Source organism: Rossellomorea oryzaecorticis, from assembly GCF_045897515.1.
Lineage (GTDB): Bacteria > Bacillota > Bacilli > Bacillales > Bacillaceae_B > Rossellomorea > Rossellomorea enclensis.
Genome location: NZ_JBJOSA010000014.1, coordinates 66,323 through 85,036 on the forward strand (window position 1 = coordinate 66,323; position 18,714 = coordinate 85,036).

14 protein-coding genes and 1 other annotated feature are annotated in these 18,714 nt (G+C 45.5%); of the genes, 8 read left to right on the forward strand and 6 right to left on the reverse strand.

What is annotated here, in order from left to right; translation table 11 throughout:
* Positions 1–391: 391 nt before the first annotated feature.
* The 3 genes from ccpA to motS are packed head-to-tail and all read left to right on the forward strand — an operon-like array spanning position 392 to position 2,954.
* Positions 392–1,390 carry a catabolite control protein A gene (ccpA, locus tag ACKA06_RS15545; RefSeq protein ID WP_032087320.1) on the forward strand — a complete coding sequence of 333 codons (999 nt, stop codon included), beginning with the start codon at positions 392–394 and terminating at the stop codon, positions 1,388–1,390.
* Positions 1,391–1,447: 57 nt separating this feature from the next.
* On the forward strand, positions 1,448–2,260 hold the full coding sequence (gene motP / locus ACKA06_RS15550; protein ID WP_198258968.1) for a flagellar motor protein MotP: 813 nt from the start codon (positions 1,448–1,450) through the stop codon (positions 2,258–2,260).
* On the forward strand, positions 2,250–2,954 hold the full coding sequence (motS, locus tag ACKA06_RS15555) for a flagellar motor protein MotS (RefSeq protein WP_197669252.1): 705 nt from the start codon (positions 2,250–2,252) through the stop codon (positions 2,952–2,954). The genes motP and motS overlap by 11 nt, the downstream gene beginning before the upstream one ends.
* A gap of 122 nt (positions 2,955–3,076) precedes the next feature.
* Here motS and ACKA06_RS15560 read toward each other — a convergent pair whose 3' ends face one another.
* Genes ACKA06_RS15560 through ACKA06_RS15570 form a run of 3 tightly spaced genes read right to left on the reverse strand, consistent with a single transcriptional unit; the run spans position 3,077 to position 5,560 of the window.
* Positions 3,077–4,252: an acetoin utilization protein AcuC gene (locus tag ACKA06_RS15560; RefSeq protein ID WP_411160075.1), complete on the reverse strand. Its 1,176-nt coding sequence runs from the start codon at positions 4,250–4,252 to the stop codon at positions 3,077–3,079.
* Positions 4,249–4,896 (reverse strand): acetoin utilization AcuB family protein, encoded by a 648-nt coding sequence (locus tag ACKA06_RS15565; RefSeq protein WP_032087323.1) that lies wholly within the window; start codon positions 4,894–4,896, stop codon positions 4,249–4,251. Before ACKA06_RS15565 ends, ACKA06_RS15560 begins: the two co-directional genes overlap by 4 nt.
* Before the next feature lie 31 nt (positions 4,897–4,927).
* Positions 4,928–5,560: a GNAT family N-acetyltransferase gene (locus ACKA06_RS15570; RefSeq protein ID WP_071619210.1), complete on the reverse strand. Its 633-nt coding sequence runs from the start codon at positions 5,558–5,560 to the stop codon at positions 4,928–4,930.
* A 266-nt stretch (positions 5,561–5,826) separates the two neighbouring features.
* Between ACKA06_RS15570 and acsA the strand changes: the two genes are divergently transcribed.
* Positions 5,827–7,545, forward strand: coding sequence for an acetate--CoA ligase (acsA, locus tag ACKA06_RS15575; protein WP_032087325.1), 1,719 nt, complete (start codon positions 5,827–5,829; stop codon positions 7,543–7,545).
* Positions 7,546–7,638: 93 nt separating this feature from the next.
* Here acsA and ACKA06_RS15580 read toward each other — a convergent pair whose 3' ends face one another.
* Positions 7,639–10,587, reverse strand: coding sequence for a transglycosylase domain-containing protein (locus tag ACKA06_RS15580; protein WP_411160066.1), 2,949 nt, complete (start codon positions 10,585–10,587; stop codon positions 7,639–7,641).
* Positions 10,588–10,767: 180 nt separating this feature from the next.
* Positions 10,768–10,975 (forward strand) — a binding site (T-box leader).
* 71 nt (positions 10,976–11,046) lie between these two features.
* Between ACKA06_RS15580 and tyrS the strand changes: the two genes are divergently transcribed.
* Positions 11,047–12,309, forward strand: coding sequence for a tyrosine--tRNA ligase (gene tyrS / locus ACKA06_RS15585; protein ID WP_197669249.1), 1,263 nt, complete (start codon positions 11,047–11,049; stop codon positions 12,307–12,309).
* Between the two features lie 402 nt (positions 12,310–12,711).
* Here the strand turns inward: tyrS and rpsD are convergent, their stop codons facing one another.
* Positions 12,712–13,314: a 30S ribosomal protein S4 gene (rpsD, locus tag ACKA06_RS15590; protein WP_032087327.1), complete on the reverse strand. Its 603-nt coding sequence runs from the start codon at positions 13,312–13,314 to the stop codon at positions 12,712–12,714.
* A gap of 453 nt (positions 13,315–13,767) precedes the next feature.
* On the opposite strand from rpsD, the gene ACKA06_RS15595 reads away from it, so the two are divergent.
* Positions 13,768–15,612 carry a sensor domain-containing diguanylate cyclase gene (locus ACKA06_RS15595; RefSeq protein WP_411160067.1) on the forward strand — a complete coding sequence of 615 codons (1,845 nt, stop codon included), beginning with the start codon at positions 13,768–13,770 and terminating at the stop codon, positions 15,610–15,612.
* Positions 15,613–15,753: 141 nt separating this feature from the next.
* Positions 15,754–16,956, forward strand: a complete 1,203-nt coding sequence (gene megL, locus ACKA06_RS15600; protein WP_058297972.1) for a methionine gamma-lyase — start codon at positions 15,754–15,756, stop codon at positions 16,954–16,956.
* Positions 16,957–17,000: 44 nt separating this feature from the next.
* Here megL and ACKA06_RS15605 read toward each other — a convergent pair whose 3' ends face one another.
* Positions 17,001–17,486, reverse strand: coding sequence for a GAF domain-containing protein (locus ACKA06_RS15605; RefSeq protein WP_214874245.1), 486 nt, complete (start codon positions 17,484–17,486; stop codon positions 17,001–17,003).
* Between the two features lie 230 nt (positions 17,487–17,716).
* On the opposite strand from ACKA06_RS15605, the gene refZ reads away from it, so the two are divergent.
* The gene (gene refZ, locus ACKA06_RS15610; RefSeq protein WP_058297971.1) at positions 17,717–18,370 is read left to right on the forward strand and encodes a forespore capture DNA-binding protein RefZ; all 654 of its coding nucleotides are present in this window, start codon (positions 17,717–17,719) and stop codon (positions 18,368–18,370) included.
* The last annotated feature ends 344 nt before the right edge of the window (positions 18,371–18,714 follow it).

Consider the following 18,714-nt stretch of genomic DNA (forward strand, 5'->3'; position numbering starts at 1 on the left):
ATAAGACGAATTGGCCTAGAAGGCGCTCTTTGCCTTCTTGGTCGGTTCGGCTTATGAGATGTGCCTCTAAGCCCTACAGCTAGACATGTGAGACCCCGCAGGCGAAGCCGAGGAGGCTCACGGGCTACCCGCGGAAAGCGAAGTCTTGCACGGAAATCAACAGCGGCGTTAAAAGGGAGACAATTTTCAACCTCAATCATTGCAGTTATAAAAAGACTGTCGTATGATAATCAACATAATTGCAGATAAATAGACTAAAGACTGTTATAATAAATTTTTTAACGCTAAATATGTGCATTTTTTAACAAACCATTGTAATCGCTTTTTTCTTATGGTTTGTTTAGTGTAAAATAACAATAACAAGTTGAGAAGTTGAAGGAGTGTCAAAAACATGAATATCACAATATACGATGTAGCACGGGAAGCAAATGTCTCGATGGCCACAGTATCACGCGTAGTAAACGGTAATCCCAATGTAAAACCGGCAACAAGGAAAAAGGTGCTTGAGGTCATAGACCGTCTTGGGTATCGTCCAAATGCGGTAGCCAGAGGGCTTGCAAGCAAGAAAACGACGACCGTCGGAGTCATCATCCCGGATATCTCAAATATCTTCTATGCGGAACTGGCACGCGGAATCGAAGATATCGCCACCATGTACAAATATAACATCATCCTGAGCAACTCCGATCAAAACTCGGAAAAAGAGCTTCATCTGTTAAATACGATGCTCGGTAAACAAGTCGATGGAATCCTGTTCATGGGAGGGCATATTTCTGAGGAACATGTCCAGGAATTCGAGCGTTCCCCGGTTCCGATCGTCCTTGCAGGTGCTGTGGAAGAAACCAATACCGTACCATCAGTTAACATTGACTATAAAGCTGCAACGTATGATGCAGTGAAGGATCTGCTTGATAAGGGCCATAAACGAATCGGTTTTGTAAGCGGTCCTTTCCACGATACAATCAATATGAAATTCAAGCTTGAGGGATACAGAGAAGCACTGGGCTCAGCTGGAGTGGAATTCAGTGACGACTTAGTGGTCGAAGGTGAATATACGTATGATTCCGGTCTTGAAGCATGGCAGAAATTCTCCGAACTCAAAGACAAGCCGACTGCGATTTTTGTAGGGAACGATGAGACAGCGCTTGGAGTGGTACACGGTGCCCAGGACAGCGGTGTGAGCATTCCTGAAGATGTAGAAGTCATCAGTTTCGATAACACAAGGCTTGCCCTTATGGTTAGACCGCAATTGACTTCAGTCGTGCAGCCGCTTTATGATATCGGCGCGGTAGCAATGAGGCTGTTGACGAAATATATGAACAAAGAAACGGTGGAGGAAGAGACGGTTGTATTACCTCACCGCCTTGAACATCGCGGTTCAACAAAATAAGTTCCCAGTCGATACTATTATCAAGAGAAAAAGAACTTATTTACAGGGAGAGTCAAAATGAAGAAGATTGATGTTCTTACGCCTATCGGAGTTATCATAGGCTTTCTATTTGTCGGGTTTGCCATCATGACAAACGAAGGGCTGACAGGGTTTGGCTCATTTGTTGACCCTTCCTCTTTTTTTATTGTCATAGGCGGCTTGATTGCTGCCATGCTAGTCAGTTTCTCTCTTAAAGAACTGAAGCATATGGGCAGGGTCATTCGTGAAGCCTTCAGGAATGAGGATTACGATATCCATGGACTGATCCGTACCTTCATCAAGCTTTCTGAGAAAGCAAGAAGGGAAGGTCTGCTTGCATTAGAGGCGGAAGTGGAAGATATTGAGGACCCTTTCATTCGAAAAGGGGTCCTTTTGGCTGTTGACGGCATCGAACCCGATGTTATGACAGATATTATGGAAGCGGAAATCATTGCACTCGAGGAGCGTCACCGCAAAGGGAGAAGCCTGCTGGATAAAGCGGGTGAATACGCACCTGCCTGGGGGATGATCGGAACGCTGATCGGGCTTGTCCTGATGTTGAAAAACCTGAACGATCCGTCTACCCTCGGCCCCAATATGGCAATTGCCTTGTTGACGACCCTGTATGGATCCCTCTTGGCCAACCTTGTTTTCATCCCGATGGCATCCAAATTGGCGATGAGGACGGAAAATGAAGTGTTCATGAAGCAAATCATCATCGAAGCAGTTGTTGGGATCCAATCAGGTCAGAATCCAAGGATCCTTGAGGAAAAGCTCAAAGTTTTTATGTCCCATGATGACCTTATGAAGTATGAGGAAAAAGAACTCGAGGAAGCTTCCTATGAAGCGTAGAATAAGGCCGCCTGAACCAAAGTCCAATGCTCCGCGGTGGATGGTGACTTTTTCTGATTTAATCACTCTTATTCTCGTATTCTTCATTCTCCTTTTTTCAATGTCGCAGATTGATATCGTTAAATTCAGGGCAATCTCGGATTCATTTCAAAAAAAGGAGATCCTTGATTTTAATCCGTCCATCGTTCCTTCAGAACAACCGTCTGAAGAACCGTTAGAAAAGCACGAAGAAGATTTACGGGATCTTTTAAGTGATATACGTTCATATTTGAGAGAAAATGAATTAGATGAGATTGTGACAGCGACAAGAACGGAGAGGGGAGTCGTCCTGGTCCTCCCCGAGCAGTCGCTCTTCGACTCGGGTGAAGCAGATGTCCTGCCTGCCTCTTACCCGTTTTTGGATAAAGTGGGTGCACTGCTTGAAAGAATGCCTAACTACGTGAAGGTCGAGGGCCACACAGATAACAGGCCCATTTCAACCTCGAAATTCCCTTCCAATTGGGAACTTTCTTCTGCAAGGGCTAGCTCAGTCATCCGCTATCTGACCAGTGCGGTGGACTTGGATCCGAAACGCTTCATTGCAGTGGGCTACGGTGATACCCGGCCGATCGCACCGAATGATACGGCAGATAATCTGCAAAAAAACAGAAGAGTGGAAATCATCATCAGTGACCCAGCTTATGAAAATGAGTAGAGAAAAGCCACCCCGGCAACTTTTACCGAGGTGGTTTTTTTGTGCGGATACATATAAAGGACATAGATAAGGCTCCCGGACTTTAAAATCCGAGAGCCGCTAAATAATCCAGTTGTATCCTCTTAACTGCCCGGCTTTTGCCGGAGCTGCTGGCGGATGGGATAGAGAGCTTTTTCAAGGGTATGCCTGTTCTTTTCGGTGATCTCACCTTTTCGGGGGATGGCTGGATAGATATCGGGAGCATCTATCCATTCTAGAGGCAATGGGACACCGGCTTTTTCATTCCACCGTTCAATCCAGGCAGCGGGAAACGTGCCGGCCGCTTCGGTGCGTTCTGTCATCTCAAGCCAGATCATGGACCAGGCCCTCGGGACGACACGCCATATATCATAACCTCCGCCTCCCACTGCAATCCACTTGCCGTCACAATATTTTTCAGCGAGTTCATGAGCGATACGGGGGATTTCCTTGTAAATCTTCATGGTGGCAGACAAGTGCGTCAACGGATCGTAATAATGGGCATCTGCACCATTTTGGGTAAGGATGACATCTGGTTTAAAGAATTCAACAATCTCCCTGAAGCTCGTCTCATATGCTTCGAGCCATGACTCATCCTCCGTGAAGGCATCCAGCGGGATATTAAATGAAAAGCCGTATCCTTTTCCATGCCCGCGTTCATTGATGTTGCCTGTACCCGGGAATAAATATCTCCCCGTTTCATGGATGGACAATGTGCAGACGTCGGGATCGTCGTAGAAAGACCATTGAACGCCATCACCATGATGGGCATCGGTATCGACGTACAGCACTCTTGCTTTATACTTTTCTTGAAGATAACGGATGGCGACCGCACTGTCATTATAAATACAGAAGCCGGAAGCTTTTCCCTTGAAGCCATGGTGAAGGCCGCCGCCGAGATGAAGGGCATGTCTCGCCTTCCCGGTCATCACATAGTCCACTGCAGTAAGCGTCCCCCCGACCAAGTAGGCGCTTGCTTCGTGCATCCCATCGAATATTGGGGTATCTTCTGTACCGATTCCATACCCTTCAGCCTGTTCAGGAGGGAGCTGGCCGACACTCGCCTTCTTGACAGCGTTTACATATCCCGGATCATGATTCAGAAATAATTCTTCATCGGACGCCATTCTTGCCGGAACGATCTCCCCTGAGTCGAGAGCCTTGATTTCCTTCAACAAATCGATGGTCAGCGTCAAACGGGTCTGGTTAAAAGGATGCTGATCATTGAATCTGTACCCGAGAAGTTCGTCGGAATAGATAAAAACTGCATCTTTCATCATGTAGACATTCCCGGCATGTTTGGCCATAACACGTCATATCCTTCTTTCTTAAGATCTTCTATCACGTTCATCGGGTTCATTGTCCTCACCCGGAAAACGAGGATTTTATAAGCTTCATCCTTTTTATCAGGGTAGACAAGTACACTTAAAATATTGCTGTTATGGCGGCGGATGATACCGGCGACATCATAAAGTATCCCTGCACGATGAGGGACTTTCACCTCGATCTGGGAACCTGGCTGGTTTGCTCCGGTCAACTGGATCAACGTATGGAGCAGATCGGTTTCAGTTATGATTCCAATCAATTTATTATCACTCACAACCGGGAGGCAGCTGATATGGTGCTCATAGAATAACGCGGCGACCTCTTCCACGAAATCAAGTGGATGCCCGGTGATGACATCGGTTTTCATAATCAGTCTGAGAGGTTTTTTCAACTCTTCCTGAGAGGCTTCATCATCAAATATGGAGGGTGTGCCGTCTTTCACGTCACGATCGCTTACAATCCCGACTACTTCTGATTGATCATTGGTGATCGGAATATGCTTGATTTTCTTATCCCTCATTAAGAGAATGGCTGATTCAATCGTATCGTCCGGTTTTAAGGCAGCCACTTCCGTATTCATAATTTCTTCCACTATCATGTTTCTCCACCCCTTTTCGAAAACGAATAGATTAATACATAAAGCGATTCATGAAACGCAGCTGATCAAATTGCTGGACCGACTCCGAGTCGACCCTCTTTCCGATTCTCGCCATCAGGCAGTTGGCGGGATGTGAGCTTATTTCAGGATCATCCGTCGCGTAATATTCAAGTCCGCCCGCATTCATCATCTTCTCCATGATCTTGCGGTACTCCCAAACATTCAGCCCTGTTCCTTTCAGGTCCCAATGCCAATAATACTCTGTCGTGATCACGATGAAATCTTCCATATGGTCATCCATCATCGATACCTTCAACAGATGCTTTCCGACCGACGCGCCGCGAAACTTTGGAATGACTTCAATCGCGCCAAGCTCGATGAGGTTCTCCATTTTCCCTTGAGACCAGCGTTCGAGGGGATCGGGATATAGATATGTAACATAGCCGACAATCGTATGATTTTCCCTTGCAATAATGATTCTTCCTTCAGGCAGGCCTGCAATCTCAACCAGCGCTTTATGCTGCTGGGCAGGAGGTCTGAATGCGACGAGGTCTTCATGAAAATCAAGGCGCGCCAGCTCTTCTGCATGAATCGGCCCTTCAATGATCAAATTTCCTTTTGTTGTCTTTAACTCAGTTGCATTATAGGTTTTCTTCAATTTCATTTGGACACCACCTAAAGATATTCCTCTCAATCTATTATACATGAAATAGAAAAAAGTAGAGCGCTTTCACAAAATTTTCAGACGTTTGAAAGTATTTTTGAAGAGGGGAACATTATTGTAAAATACCTATAAATCAATGGTTTATTTGGTCTGAATCCTGTATTGATAGAGGTTATTCGATCCAACTGACTTTTTAAAAAATTGAGAAAATATAATTTATATACTATAATAAGAATGTAAAATCTTACATAAGGGGGATTCGGTATATGAAAGTGGAAGCGTTACCAGTCACGAAGGGGAATTATAATCTGCAAAGCTATGAAGATACTTACAGTTCTTTTGATTGGAAAGAAGTCGAGAAAGAATTTTCATGGCATGAGACAGGACGGGTGAATCTGGCGTATGAAGCGATTGACCGTCATGCTGAATCATTCAGAAAGAACAAAGTTGCCCTTTATTATCGGGATCCTGAACGTGATGAAAAATATACGTTCACTGATATGAAGAAATTATCCAATAAAGCAGGGAATGTGCTGAAACAATACGGTGATGTGGAAAAAGGTGATCGTGTCTTCATCTTTATGCCGCGCTCACCTGAGCTGTACTTCTCCGTTCTCGGAGCGGTTAAACTCGGGGCCATCGTAGGGCCGTTATTCGAAGCATTCATGGAAGGTGCTGTACGCGACCGTCTGGAGGACAGCGAGGCAAAGGTGCTTATCACGACTCCTGAGCTGCTCGATCGTGTCCCTGTCAGTGAACTGCCTCATTTAAAGCACGTATTCCTGATCGGGGAAGACGTGAAGGAAGATGATGTACATGTTGATTTCAATGCGAAATTCAATGAAGCAAGTGATAAACTGAATATCGAATGGGTCGACCGGAATGACGGCTTGATTCTTCATTATACATCAGGTTCGACCGGGAAGCCGAAGGGAGTGCTGCATGTTCATAACGCGATGCTTCAGCACTACCAGACTTCCAAATGGGTCCTGGACCTGAAGGAAGAAGATGTGTACTGGTGTACAGCAGATCCTGGCTGGGTAACGGGTACTTCATACGGAATCTTCGGCCCGTGGCTGACGGGTACGTCTAATGTGATCGTCGGGGGACGCTTCAAGCCAGAAAATTGGTATAAGACGATCGAAGATTTCGGTGTGACTGTATGGTACAGTGCGCCTACCGCTTTCAGAATGCTGATGGGGGCAGGCGACGAAGTCGTTAAACAATTCGATTTAAGTTCCCTCCGTCACATCCTGAGCGTCGGCGAGCCCCTTAACCCTGAAGTGGTGCGCTGGGGAATGAAGGTGTTTAACCTGCGCATACATGATACGTGGTGGATGACGGAAACGGGAGGACAGCTAATTTGTAATTATCCTTGCCTGGAAATCAAGCCTGGATCAATGGGTAAACCATTCCCTGGAGTGAAGGCTGCAATCGTCGATGACCAGGGGAATGAGCTTCCTCCGAACAGGATGGGGAACCTGGCCATCAAAAAAGGCTGGCCGTCCATGATGAGCCAGATCTGGAATAACCCTCAAAAGTATGAGTCTTACTTCATGCCGGGTGACTGGTATGTATCAGGGGATTCTGCTTATATGGACGAAGAGGGCTACTTCTGGTTCCAGGGCCGCGTTGATGACGTCATAATGACATCCGGAGAGCGTGTAGGACCGTTCGAAGTGGAAAGCAAGCTTGTTGAGCACCCGGCAGTTGCAGAAGCAGGTGTCATCGGTAAGCCGGACCCTGTACGCGGGGAAATCATCAAGGCTTTCATCGCGCTTCGTGACGGATATGAAGTGACGGATGATCTGAAAGAAGAGATCCGGCAGTTTGTTAAAAAAGGACTGGCTGCACATGCAGCTCCGCGTGAAATCGAATTCCGTGAAAAACTTCCAAAGACCCGCAGCGGAAAGATCATGCGCCGTGTCTTGAAAGCATGGGAGCTTGATCTGCCTACTGGTGATCTGAGTACGATGGAAGACTGATAGAAAGAGATGAAAACCCCCGCCTTATATAGTAGGCGGGGGTTTTCTGCGCAAAAAAAAGAGCACAATTTCTGTGCTCTTTTTTTTGATATTTTAACCCTCTTCAGGCGGGGTTGGTGGTTCAGCAGGAGGTTCCGCCCCTCCGTCATCACCGCCGCCACCGTCCCCAGAGCCGCCGCCGTCATCTGCGGGAGGCGGATCATCCGGCTTATCCGGTTTTGGAGGCTTGGGATCAGTCGGTTTGTCACCGCTTGGCGGTTTCGGGTCTTCCTTTGGTTTTTCAGGTTTCGGTTTCTCTTCTGCCTTACCAACTTGAACGGTGTTGGAAGGAGAGGATTCTTTACCTGCCACGTCGACCGCTTTAACAATGTATTGCCCGCTGCCAACTGAAACGGAGTAGCTGCCGCCTGATTTGACGCTTCCTACTTTGCTTCCGGATTTGGAATATACCCGGTATCCGACGACATCCCCGCTCCCGGAAGGAGTCCATGTAATCTTATTTCCGTTTGCAGAGGCTTTCACCGTCCCCGGTGCAGCTCCGTCATCTGAGATTTTATTCTCTGCGATCAATACATTCTTGAATCGTTCATCATCTTGAGGAATCAGCTTTGAAGCATCCCCAGGCACTTTACCGAAGATATTTTTCACGAAATCAGGATTCAGGATGACACCCGGCTGTGAAAATTCTTCCGGCGTATTAGGAAGTGCAAGATATTTCTTTCCGTTTACCATTACGTAACGGCTCATGAGCAAGCTGTCATCCGTCTTGGTCGGCACATATTTGGCATTGAACAAATCAGTCTTGACCAGTCCGGCTTTCGTACAGGCTTCTGAAGGAAGCAATCCGGAGATGGAACAGAATGAGCGTCTCACGATTCCGCCAGGCTCTTTAAAGGAGCCTTCCGGGTCGATCAGCGCAGGGGCAAGGTCTCTCGTATCGTTCAAGAGATATGACCAGAGACGGATATTCCTTAATCCGTAATGGCCGTACTGTGCCCTTGATGCAGCCGTGTTCAAATCGGAAGGTGTATCATATCCGAACCACGTACCAAAAGTGATGCTCGGATTGGATGCAACAAACCAATGGTCCTTATACTCCTGTGAAGTACCTGATTTACCTGCCCAGTCGGATGAGAAATTCAGGAATGTCTTAGCGTAACGCCCTGTTCCTGCATAGTGATCGAGCGTATCCCTCATCATATCGAGTGTCAGATAAGCCGTCTGCGGACTGTATACCTGCACTGGTTCTGATTTATGTTCGAATACAGTGTTTCCGTCTTGATCCACGATTTTATCAATCATATAGGCGTCAACGAACTTACCGCCGTTGGCCAAGGCCGTATAAGCATTGACGTTTTCTTCAACCGTTATCCCCTTGGTGGTCGCCCCGAGTGTAAGGGATAAGTTATTGTCGACCCGGCCCAATTTGGCGAAATCCATCTTCATGAGGAATTCATTGAATGGGTTGCGGTCATATATATTTGCATACGTCCGGACTGCAGGGAGGTTAAGAGACTCCGCAAGTGCAAGCCTTGCAGGGTACAGTCCGCGCTCTCTGAATGAATAGTTCTTTGGAGTCCACCCGTTGATATTCAATTCCACGTCAGGAATCGGCGATCCCGGTGAGATATAGCCATATTCCAAGGCTGGCGCATAGGCAAGCAGCGGCTTCATGGTCGAACCGTTCGAGCGGTAGGATGAAGTGGCATGATTCAGCTGTTCCGTTTTAAAATCCCGGCCGCCGATGAAACTTATGATTCTGCCAGTCTTGTTTTCTATCATGATGGCTCCGACCTGGACAGGTTCTTCCACTGTAACTTCTTTCCCTGTGTCAGGGTCAGTGGTTGTGACTGTCTTTGACGGTCCGTACATATTATAAGCATCTTTCGTCTTTTGCATTTGATCATAGATTTTTTTATCGATGGTTGAATGGATCTCATATCCGCTCTGGCGGACATTCCGGTCTGCCAGTGTATGGTATTTCTCTTTCAATTCATCGTTATTCTCAAGATCCTGCTTTGAAATCCCGTCTTTCTCTGCAAGGACCTCTGTCATGATGCTGATGGCCCTGCTTTCAAGTTCTTGCGTAAGCCACGGGTACCTTTCATTAGGTGAAGCTTTTCTTTCGATGAAATCCTTTTTGAGGTCGTAAGCGACAGCATCTTCATACTCTTTGTCCGTGATATAGCCTTCCCTGTGCATACGGTAAAGCACGGTCTTCATTCGTGAAAGGCCTGGCTCAAGGTTTTCTTTAAGCTCTCCGTTATTCATGAATGGAGTGTAGCTGAATGGAGCCTGAGGCAAACCGGCAATGAATGCAGACTGTGGAAGGTTCAAATCTTTTGCATCCACGCCGAAAATTCCCTGTGCTGCAGATTGGACCCCGCCGATATTCCGGCCGGATGAGTTTCTTCCCAATGTGGCAACGTTTAGATAGGCTTCAAGTATTTCATCTTTTTCAAAGAATCTTTCAAGCCGCAGTGCGAGAAGGATTTCCTTTGCTTTTCTTTCAAAGGAAACTTCATTTGTGAGGATTTGATTCTTGATGAGCTGCTGTGTGAGCGTGCTTCCGCCCGATTGAGTGGAAGAATTGGTGAATTCCTGCAGCACCGCACGCATGATGGCTTTGGGGACCACCCCGTTATGCTCTTTAAAATACTCATCTTCAGTGGCGATGACAGCATTTCTCAGATATTCCGAGACATTTTCAAGCTTTACCTCTTCGCGTTCAAGGTCAGTCCTCAGCTTTCCAAGATAGACATCGTCAGCGAAATACAGCTGAGAGGTTTCTTCATAATTGTAGATGTCCTTTTTCATTTGGTCGTAAGAACGGATCGGCTCTTCCTTGACCAGTGATGCGAAATAACCGGCACCCACCCCGCCGGCGAAAGCCGTGCCGAGGACCACGACGACAATCGTGATCAGTGCAAGGTTCCAAAATACTCCGTATGTAATTCGTGCTCGTTTTTGAACCCTGGTATTTGTAAAGAACCTGATGACAGGATCTAATTTTTCAAGTAATTTGTTCCATGTTTCTCTCATATTTTCATTCCCCCTAGAACATTCCTATTATAGCATATTCGAGAGAATGCTGTCGTAAAAAGTCAAACAAAAAGGTATTTGGATACAAAAAAATTCTTGCTTTTATTGACTATTATCATGCATTATGGTAAAAACCTAGTATAGTCAGTATTGATTTTTAAATTCATTCGACATATTAACCATACCGCAATGAGAGGATAAAGTAGTTTGCATTCCCTGTTACCCAGAGAGTCAGTGGGCGCTGAAAACTGACACAAAATGCAGATGAATTACATCCTGGAGCTTTTGCTGTGAACCATTAGTAGCAGCAAACGGTCAAAGCCGTTATCTTTATGAGTGAAGGATTTTTTCCTTAATTTGGGTGGTACCGCGCGACAGCGTCCCTGCATATATGCAGGGACTTTTTTATTTTTTAAGCGGCAGTCATGGAATGGAAAAGAAGAAGGAGGAAGATTGGACATGGAATTATTGAAGGATTTAGAATGGCGTGGAATTACGTACCAGCAGACAGACGCTGAGGGGTTGAAGAACCTTTTAGATAAAGAGAGTATTTCAATCTACTGCGGAATCGATCCGACTGCAGACAGCATGCACATCGGTCATCTGCTCCCATTTTTAACTCTCCGACGTTTTCAGAATGAAGGCCACCGCCCGCTGGTTTTAGTCGGAGGGGCGACTGGTTTGATCGGGGATCCGAGCGGTAAAAACGAAGAGCGTAAACTTCAGACAATCGATGCAATCAGGCATAATGCAGCAAGCATCAGAAATCAACTGGAGAGCATCTTCGATTTCGAAGGTGAAAACGGAGCGGTCATGGTGAATAACTACGACTGGATCGGCGCAATGGATGTCGTGACGTTCCTCCGGGATTTCGGTAAGCATGTCGGTGTCAACTACATGCTTGCAAAAGATACGATTTCATCCCGTCTGGAATCAGGTATTTCATTCACCGAGTTCACATACACGATTCTTCAGGCTCTTGATTTCAACCACCTGTATGACAACTACAACTGTAAGCTTCAGATCGGGGGAAGCGACCAGTGGGGCAATATCACGACAGGTCTTGAGTTGATCCGCAGAACGCATGAAGAAGAAACAAAGGCATTCGGTTTCACGATTCCTCTTGTAACAAAAGCGGACGGAACAAAATTCGGTAAAACGGAAAGCGGCGCGATCTGGCTGGATTCCAAGAAGACGTCTCCTTACGAGTTCTATCAGTTCTGGATCAACACGGCTGATGCCGATGTCGTGAAATACCTGAAATACTTTACCTTCCTTTCTCAGGAGGAAATCGAGTCACTAGCGGAATCCGTTGAAACGGAAGCTCATCTGCGCAAGGCTCAAAAAGCACTTGCAGAGGAAATGACAAAGATGATCCATGGGGAAGAAGCACTGGAGCAGGCGATCCGTATTACCGCGGCTCTTTTCAGCGGAGACATCAAATCATTATCCGCTTCTGAAATCCTGGAAGGTTTCAAGGATGTTCCTTCCTTCGAACAGTCGAAAGAAGAAGAGGTTGGACTTGTCGATTTGATCGTCAATGCAAAAATCTCCCCATCCAAGCGTCAGGCACGCGAGGACATCGGCAACGGTGCGATCTACATCAACGGTGAACGTGTGACAGATCTTCAGCATGTGATGGGTGAGAAGGACATGATCGACGGACAGTTCACGATCATCCGCCGGGGTAAGAAGAAGTACTTTAAGATTCAGTATGTTTAAGAAGTGAATCTTTGAATGGGCAGCGTGATCTCTGTTTTGGGGATTGCGCTGTTTTTTTGTATGAAATCGGCTGCAGGCAGGCGGATGTTAGAAGATTGTGAAGTGGAGGAAGCTTGATTGGATTAAAAAGTAGAGTCATTAATGGAGAAACGGGGGGGAACAATAGAGATATAACTATATTAATATTTATTGCGCCAAATTCTGAATAATTGCGCCACTTTCATGATAATTGCGCATTTTTTAAATTTATTGCGCCACTTTTTTCATAATCGCGCAACTTGTCGAATTTTCTTCATTTAGACGCCGCCATAATGACTGATATACATTCATACGCACGTCACCTCATCCAGACAAACAAAAAAACCCTGCCCCATAAAGAGCAGAGTTTCTTCTTCACAAAGATTAACGAGAGTAGAACTCAACGATAAGAGCTTCGTTAATTTCAGCTGGTAATTCAGAACGCTCAGGAACGCGAGTGAAAGTACCTTCAAGCTTGTCAGCATCGAAAGTCAAGAATTCAGGAACAAAGCTGTTCACTTCAAGAGCTTCTTTGATGATGTCAAGGTTGCGTGACTTTTCACGAACTGAGATTGTTTGTCCAGGTTGTACGCGGAAAGATGGGATATCTACGCGAGACCCATTAACCGTTACGTGACCGTGGTTAACAAGCTGACGAGCTTGACGGCGCGTACGTGCAAGACCTAAACGATAAACAACGTTATCAAGACGGCACTCAAGTAAAGCCATGAAGTTTTCACCGTGTTTACCTTGTAATTTGCCAGCTTGGTCAAATAGGTTACGGAATTGACGTTCAGTTACTCCGTACATGTGACGAAGTTTTTGCTTTTCTTGAAGTTGTAAACCGTATTCAGAGATTTTCTTGCGTTGGTTAGGACCATGGGGACCTGGAGCGTAAGGACGCTTTTCTAATTCTTTACCCGTACCGCTTAGAGAGATTCCAAGACGACGAGATAATTTCCAACTTGGACCAGTATAACGAGCCATGAGAGACTCCTCCTTTATTGTTTTTATTTTGTTGTAAAATAAAAACACCTGTGAATTAACAATTATGTGTATTTTGTTTTCATGTACCTTCGCCCTAGCAGCAGAGGGTTACAAGATACACCTCAAGGTCAGAGGAACAAAATACAGCCATAAAGGACTTCACTGAAGCTGCATTATTTTACACAAAGAACATTATATGATGCAGAGGGATAGAAGTCAAGCAAGTATTGAAGATTCGTATAAAATACATCTGGCGTAAAGGACAATCTCTTCAATTCCTTTTTGAATAAAAACTTATCTATCCCCTCATCCGTCTAACTAAATGATCCCTTCACTGCATTACCCAATATCTACCTAAATATTGAAAATATTATCCTGCATACGTTTAATCGTATGCTATAATGATGTGTGGAAAACCATAGCTTCACAAACCTTCAGGGTACGGGTGAGAAAATGACCAAACTAGCTGATCGCTTACATATTTATAAATCTAAATTATTCGATCTTATTCATGATGATATGTCTTTCAATCTTCAGCAAACAGACCATCTTCAGAAATGGCTCCGGCTGATAAAGGAATGTCTCGGGGTCGAGAAAGCTTTCTTATATAAATGCACAAAGAGTGAATGCTTCCTGCAAGGGAGCACAGAAGAGCAAGGTAACGATGGGACGTTAAGCAGAAAAATCTTTGAGTTATCTTTCGGGGATACCCCTTATTTTATGATGGATTGCCGTGACCCTCATTTCCATTTCTTCTTTCAATTCAGAAACGATATGGAAGAGACTTACGTGCTGCTCATTCAACATTCAGACGGGCAATCATTCGATGAGGACTGTCTCTCACCATTTTGGAAAGCGAGTGATCAGTTCCTGACACTCTCGTGGAATGTCCAGAAGGTGTATGAAGAAGAAAGAAGATACCGGGAATTGTTCAAAGTGACTGAGTTTTTTCATTCTAACAGGGATGTCCAGACACTATTGGTTCAAATCATCGAGACGCTCGGTGAGGTTTTCCCGGAGGATGAGTTCCGTCTCCTCCTTTCCAATGACCGCTATGATTTCGGCACCCTGCCTATAAAATCTTTTGACTTTGAAAAGGCGAATCCCTTTGCGATGCAGGCATTTGTAAACGGAAGCATCGAGCTGGATGAGGATTCTCAGACGCTTTATGCCCCATTAAGAGGAAAGCAGGGGATTTACGGAGTGCTTGAAGTCGGCACGGCTTCGCATCTGCTGTTCAACGAGCAGAAAATCGAGTTCATCAAATTACTTGCCTATACGGCCGGGAGTGCGCTTGAGAATGCCAAGCTGTATGAGCAGTCGAAACGTCTGATCAGTGACTTGCAGCTGATCAATGAAACGTCCCATCAGCTTAATTTAAAGTTTCGTTTATCTGATACATTGCAATTTTTGAAGAAGCAGATAGAGAGATCCTTTCAGCCGAGTGCCATCGGGTTCGTGTTAAATGAACCGAATAAATCAGTCATTCTGGAACAAAGCTCTTCACTATTCTTCACAAAAGAAGGTGAACAGTACATCTCCTATGTAAACGAGCGCATCAACGAAGAAAGAGATTCGATTTTCCTCGGGGATGTGAGTGACCGGATTGGTGACCCCGGTTATTTATCATTGATGGCAGTGCCGATGACACAAAATGAAGAATTGATCGGTTTCTGTGTTGTCCTTCACCACGATCCGTATATGTTTTCGTTTGATATGTACAAACTGCTGCAGTCGTTCATCCATCATTCCGCGCTTGCCATTACGAATGCAACCTTGAGGGAAGAACTTGAACATATGGTCATCACCGATCATATGACGAAACTGTTTGCCCGCCATTATCTTGATGAAAAAATGGAATCGGCGATGAAAGAAGATAAAGAAGGGACGCTCCTTCTGATCGATATCGATGACTTTAAAGCAGTGAATGATAATTATGGGCATCAAATCGGTGATGAAGTCCTGATTCAGACAGCGAACCTTATAAAGGAAGTTGTGGGTGAAAGTGGTTCTGCTGCCCGCTGGGGAGGAGAAGAAATGGCTGTGTATCTGCCCTATGTCGAAAGGGATGAAGGATATGCGATTGCGAAAGCCATAGTAGAAACGGTCTCCTGCAGAACAGAGCCGGGAGTGACGCTTTCATGCGGTCTTTCTTCGTGGGTCAAAGGCGATGAAAGCTGTCCGTCATCGGTGAAGGAGTTAGTCAAGAAAGCGGATGAAGCACTTTATATAGCAAAAAATCATGGAAAGAATCAGGTGGTGGAGGATCTCGACTCCAGACTTCTGATAAAACCGTGATAAGAAACAAGCGGCTGCTCATTTTGGGCGGCCGTTTGCTTTAATACGTTAGTGTAAACGCTTTCTTTTTTTGCCGGATTATCATATTCTAGAATAGAAGAGTGAGAGAACTTAGAGGAACAAAATTGGGAGGAATACTTGATGAAAGATGAAAAACATTTTGAAACGCGTGTGATTCATGAGGGGTACGAGTCTTCTCGGCATTTTGATAGTCTGGCACCTCCTTTGTATCAAACGTCGACTTATACGTTCGCTAATGCAAAGCAGGGGGAAAACCGATTTGCAGGGGAAGAGGAAGGGTATATCTATTCAAGGCTCGGCAATCCGACGGTGGGCATCCTCGAACAGAGAATGGCATCGCTTGAAGGCGGTGAAGCTGCCCTTGCTTTCGGCTCAGGGATGGCTGCCGTTTCAGCAGTCCTTTTTTCTTTGACCAAATCAGGGGATCATATCCTTTGTTCTCAAGGAGTGTATGGCTGTACGTTCGGCCTTCTGCAATTATTGGATGAAAAATTCGCGATCGGCCATGACTTTTCCGCCATGGATTCAGAAGAAGAAATCAGGGCGAAAATCAAAGACAATACATCCTGCATCTACGTGGAAACACCGATCAATCCTACGATGCAGCTCATCGATTTACAGATGGTGGCGAGGGTAGCCCGTGAAAAGGGGATACCGGTCGTTGTGGACAACACCTTCTGTTCTCCTTATCTTCAGAGGCCCCTTGAACTTGGATGCGACATCGTGATTCACAGTGCGACAAAGTATATAGGAGGACACGGGGATGTCATTGCCGGCATTGTGGTCGGTACACAGGAAAAAATGGCTGAAATCCGCATGACGACCCAGAAAGATATAGGCGGCATCATTTCGCCATTTGATGCATGGCTGTTATTGAGGGGGTTGAAGACGCTTGCGGTAAGGCTTGACCGCCATTGTGAAAGTGCCGATAAACTCGCCGGGCTGCTTGCTACCCATCCTGCAGTGGAGCAGGTGATTTATCCTGGCCGTACTGATCATCCACAGTATGAGATCATGAAAAAACAGATGAAAAAACCAGGGGGGATGATTTCTTTCACCCTAAAAGGTTCGAAGGAAGATGCACAAGCGTTCATGGATGATTTGCATATGATCAAGATCGCGGTCAGCCTGGGGGATGCAGAAACGTTGATCCAGCATCCGGCTACGATGACACATGCTGTGGTCCCGGAAGAGGCAAGAGAGAAAATGGGAATCACAGATACCCTCCTAAGACTTTCTGTCGGACTTGAATCCTCGGATGATATTTGGGATGACCTGGAACAGGCATTGAATAAAGTTAAATTTCCAAGTGATGTGATGTAAAAAAAGAAGCGTGCGGATTCCGTACGCTTCTTTTTGCTTAGTGATTACAGGTGTTTTAATAATTCTTCTGTGAATGCTTCCAAGTACTGCTGGTCTTCCTCGTCAAAACGGGATTTCTCCGGGCTGTCGATGTCCAGTACCCCGATTAGATTTCCATCTTTGACAAGCGGGATGACGATTTCAGATTGAGAAGCTGCGTCACATGCGATATGGCCAGGGAAGCTGTGTACGTCCTCCACGACAAATGTTTTCCTTTCACTGGCGGAAGATCCGCACACCCCTCGTCCCAACGGGATCCGGACACATGCAGGAAGGCCCTGGAATGGTCCGAGGACAAGCTGGCTGCTTTCCTCTTCGAATAAATAGAATCCAACCCAATTAATCCGGTCTAAAAATTGATTTAGCAGGGCAGAAGCGTTGCTCAGGTTTGCGATTTTATTCGGTTCATCCTCGAGCAGCGCACGTAATTGCTTTGTGACGAGTCCGTACTTATCTTTTTTTGTTCCTTGATATTTTTCTGCTTGAAACATCATCTTTTCCCCCATTTCAACAAAATCAGTGGAATTCCCTGCAGCATCGCACCATCAGTGGAAAAACTGTCGAGAAATACTTAAAGGAATTCTTCCTGTAAAAGCGAAATCATTGTTATACACTATGTGAAAACTCTATTAGAACATTTTTAGCATACTTTCAATGAAGCTTCAATAGATTCGATTCAGTCCACTCGGGGGAAATTAAAAGAAGAGAAAAGAGGGAGAATATGAAAAAGGGACAAACCTCTACTTCGCCAAAGGAAGCTATATTTCAAGCAGCTGTTTCATTATTCTATGACCACGGCTATGACGGGACCTCTGTAAGGGATATCGCAGGAAAGGCCAAGGTTAACCCTGCAACGATCTCTTACTATTTCAAAGGCAAGCAGGGTCTGCTTGAGGCATGTTTTACCCATTTCTTCGAACAATATCTGCATTTTCTGCAGGAAGAAGTGGATGCCCTTAAATATATCCGCGCAGACTTATGTCTGAAGCGTGCTGTCTTCAAGGTACTGAAATTTCAAAGTGAGCATCATCAATTATCCCGTTTCATTTGGAGAGAGGTTTCGATTGATTCACAAGTTGTGCGGGAAATCATTTCATCGTACCTCATGAAAGAAAGATTTTATTTGAAAAGTCTGTTTGAACAGGGAATGGTGGACAGGTCTTTTAAGAAGCAGCCGATCAGCTTCCTTGTCATTCAGTTGAAGTCAATGCTGACGATGCCGTTTTTGAACAGCCAGCAATTGCGGGAAGTATGGCAGATGTTCCCGCAAGAATATTATTTTGTCGATCAGTATTATCAAAACATCGACCAATGGATCAACCTGCTGATGACGTCCGAAGGTTCATCAGGGTTTACGAAGGAACTCATCATTTGAGCATAGAAATAGAGGCTGGGACCAAACTGAAATTCCTTTGTCTACAGACGAACACTTCAGAGTGAACTCTAAACAACGCTGATTTCAGTGCAAGACTTCGCTTTCCGCGGGTAGCCCGTGAGCCTCCTCGGCAAGCCTGCGGGGTCTCACTTGTCCAGCTCCAGTGGTCTGCTCCCGTTTGAAAATTAACCTTAGGCTTTTGAGGCAAAAAGCGCCTCTAAAGCCTAAGAACATTTTTCAAAGGGAGCAAAACGCCCACTTCCGCTTTTTTAATTGTCCAGCTGCAGGGCTTAGAGGCACATGTCATAAGCCAAACCAACCAAGAAGGCAAAGAACGCCTTCGT